Origin of the sequence: Collinsella sp. LCP21S3_C7 (assembly GCF_052118485.1) — a bacterium.
Classification (GTDB): domain Bacteria; phylum Actinomycetota; class Coriobacteriia; order Coriobacteriales; family Coriobacteriaceae; genus Collinsella.
Map to the genome: position 1 here is coordinate 1 of NZ_JBQKHC010000059.1, position 658 is coordinate 658.

The window sequence follows — 658 nt, forward strand, 5'->3', positions numbered from 1 at the left end:
GAGTGCGGGAGCGTCGCGACCAGCAGCTTGAGGTCGAGGGTCCTCCCGCCGACCGCGGCGCGGAAGTTCCCGAAATCGACCTGGCAGGTGCCGGGCGCCCACTCGAGCTCGAGGTACCCCTCTCCGCCCGCCGCCGCCCGGGCGAGCCTGAGCTCGCGGACGAACCTCTGCACGGTGGAGTACGAGCCGCCGTAGCCGCGCTCGGCGACGAGCCTGTCGTAGATCCGCCTGGCGGTGTGGCGCTGCTTCCTCGGGGCCCCGAGGTCGGCCTCGAGAACGCCCGCGACCCATTCCTCGTTGCCCTCGAGCGCGGGCCTGCCCCTCCTCCGGGGCATCGGCGCGGCGGGCGACATGTCCTCCATGTCGGCGTACTTCGCCACGGTGTTCCGGCTCACGTGGAGCACTCGGGCGATCTCGGACCTCGAGCGCCCGGCGGCATCCATCGACCGTATATCATTCACTGTGTCCAGGGGCACGGTCATCTCCTCCATCCTTCCCGGGCGGGCTCGCCAAAGTAACCGCCCGGGGAAACCATACGGCGAGGGCCGCGCCCCCGGTCCCCGGGGCGCGGCCCTCTTGCTTAAACTGCTCAATTTTTCGTGCTCACGGTGCTCATTTCCCAGTGATCACTCGGACCACTTCTTAGTGAACATCAACA

1 pseudogene is annotated in these 658 nt (G+C 68.5%); it reads right to left on the minus strand.

Annotation, left to right across the window (positions count from 1 at the left end):
- Window positions 1-491: pseudogene (locus tag ACTQ1E_RS08860) on the minus strand (IS21 family transposase); the annotation flags it as partial.
- Between the last annotated feature and the right edge of the window lie 167 nt (window positions 492-658).